Origin of the sequence: Candidatus Thiothrix phosphatis, assembly GCF_035668035.1 — a bacterium.
In the GTDB taxonomy this organism is placed as follows: domain Bacteria; phylum Pseudomonadota; class Gammaproteobacteria; order Thiotrichales; family Thiotrichaceae; genus Thiothrix; species Thiothrix phosphatis.
Genome location: NZ_JAYMYJ010000092.1, coordinates 1 through 2,305, shown reverse-complemented (window position 1 = coordinate 2,305; position 2,305 = coordinate 1). Strand labels below are relative to the sequence as shown.

Sequence of the window (2,305 nt, the reverse complement as noted above, 5' to 3'; positions counted from 1 at the left end):
CCAGTAGTGTCGCTAACTGCATTGTTTCAATGCAAATTTATATGCGGTCGCCCTAATGATATTCCCCGTTGAACCCCTTCAGCGGCAAATCATTGTTATTCTTCCGCCCTTCACCGCCATAGCTTGCGCCTATCAGGGTATTGATTACGGCCTGTTCTGCACTGACAAGCGAGAAGTTGCCGCCCGACTCGGCAAGGATAGGCTCCAGCGCTTCTACAGTTGAGTCAGTAACAAAGATGCGTGTCGGGTACGGCTCTTTGAACTTTTTCCCTTCATTTTCAGGGTCTTCCTTGAATTCTGCTTCGCGCTTATGCCAGTCCTGCACAGCTTTTTTGTGCGCCTGAAAAATTGGATACTGAAAAGCCTTTAGTGCACGGCTCTTGCCGTCGCCAGGAACGCCGCCGCCTGCCACGTACTCGCCTGACGGCAATAAATCACCGTTGGGGTATTGAATAGCAAATGCTCGGCTGGCTACGCTCGACACAAGGCCTAGTCCAACAAGCATGGTTGTTGACGGGTTGATGCTGCACATCTGCGCCACGTCGAAAACGTATTGCTTAAAAGCACCGTCTGGAAGGTGCTTCAATAAGTCCAGCTTGTGGCTTGCCGGTTCCGGTTCTTTGGATGGCTCGGCCTGCTGGCGTTTGGAGCCTGCCGGAAATTCAAAAACGGTTCCGCCCAGCCCTGCCGATTTTGCATTGATAGTTTCTGCTGTCATGGTACAATATGAACTCACTAAATGATTTTGAAAGCCCGACTCTGTTACAGCAGGTCGGGTATTTTTTTGCCCGCGATTTGTGCTGTATGCCAGTCGTTCCAATCTGATTTTTCGTTGCCTGGGGGCGTAACCACTGCGGCATTCACCGCCAGCGCCGCCCGCTCTGCGTAATGCTTGCCGGGGTTTTCGATTTCGCGCCCCCCTACCCTGATTTTGCTGCCAAGGTCGTTGTCGACTGCAAAGACAATCTCTGCATTCTCCCAACGGTCACGCGCCCACTTGCCCGCCGCCAGTAGGTTGCTTGTCGCAAACGCCACCACAACAGGATTACGGGTGCGCATGTGTACCGCTACGCCGGTAGCCCAGCCCTCAGCGATGTAAAGCCGGTTTGGAGTCTCACCAGTAGACAAGCCGCCCCCGATCCACAAAAGCCCGTCCTTGAACGTGCCACGCATCAGCTTGTAGCCGGTGCTGGTAATTTGCTGGATGCCCTGCAACGCCCCTGTGTGGCTGTATACCGGGATCAGCAAATCATCAGGGGTGATGTACTGCGCCCTGCTCTCTGCGGTCGCTGGTACAAGCTCATAGCGTTTGGTGGCCTGCCGTGCTGCGAGTGCGAGGATTCGCTTACCCAATGGGTATGGAAGGTCGTGTGATGCTGGCACTGACTCAGTAATGACCGTTTGCAGAATTGCCAGCAATGCCAGCCTTTCGCGTTCCGCCTGTTGCGCCGCTGCATCCGCTTTAGCTTGCGCCTCTTCCCGCTTGCGCCGATATTCGAGCGGGTCGATATACTCACCCTGCCCGCCGTCCCATTCCTTCCATACGTGGATCTCGTCGGTTTTGTGGTTGTGATAGCGGATTAGTAAACCTTTGGGTAGGTAATGCCCTACATAGCCGACCTTATCCCGACCTTTGCCGCGCCCGTTGTGCCAAGTGCCATCAATAACCGGGTTGTCGATTGATACGCCGATGTTTTCGAGCATGTGTTGCTGCAAGGTCATCATGCCGCTACCCTCCGAGATTGAATCCACGCATCAACCTCAGATTCACGCCAGCCTACAGCCGCTTGTGACAGTCGAACTGCTGCCGGAAAGTCGCTGTTCGGGTCATTTGCTAAACGGTAAACGCTGGTTTTTGATAAGCCGGTTTTTTCGATAACCGCACGTAAACGGATAAGGCGTTCTGAACTTTGCATTAGGTTTTTCCTCTGTTTGTTACCATGCGCACCATGTTGACTTATCCCCCTCTATTCCGCATGGATGCAACCTAGTCAGGTTTCGTAAATAATTCCTTCGGGAACGTCCTTTGAAGCTCTTCCTTGAATTCGTAATACCATTTTTGCAGCGTGTCGGCTTTCACCCCTTCTAATACCGTATATGGCGTTGGTCTTCCTTGGAGTTCGGCTATATGATTCCTTATCAATTCCTCTGCCATTCCGGTCGCTTCTAAAACACTGTCGCCCTGACAAATCAACTGATGAACGATATACGCCCCGCCCCTTCTATTTTCCCAGCGCCATTTTTGATGCCCTGTCACCACCGATGTAAAACTGACCCACCCCATCAATTGAAAACTGACCCACCT

At 52.6% G+C, this 2,305-nt stretch carries 4 protein-coding genes; all 4 read right to left on the bottom strand.

Going from position 1 to position 2,305, the window contains the following annotated elements; translation table 11 throughout:
* Positions 1–52: 52 nt before the first annotated feature.
* Positions 53–718: a YfjI family protein gene (locus VSS37_RS09600; RefSeq protein ID WP_324694693.1), complete on the bottom strand. Its 666-nt coding sequence runs from the start codon at positions 716–718 to the stop codon at positions 53–55.
* A 44-nt stretch (positions 719–762) separates the two neighbouring features.
* Complete coding sequence (locus VSS37_RS09595) at positions 763–1,725, bottom strand: toprim domain-containing protein (protein WP_324694691.1); 963 nt, start codon at positions 1,723–1,725, stop codon at positions 763–765.
* Positions 1,722–1,916 (bottom strand): helix-turn-helix transcriptional regulator, encoded by a 195-nt coding sequence (locus tag VSS37_RS09590; RefSeq protein WP_324694690.1) that lies wholly within the window; start codon positions 1,914–1,916, stop codon positions 1,722–1,724. Before VSS37_RS09590 ends, VSS37_RS09595 begins: the two co-directional genes overlap by 4 nt.
* Before the next feature lie 71 nt (positions 1,917–1,987).
* Positions 1,988–2,305: hypothetical protein (locus tag VSS37_RS09585; protein WP_324694688.1), on the bottom strand; the 318-nt coding region annotated here is incomplete at its 5' end.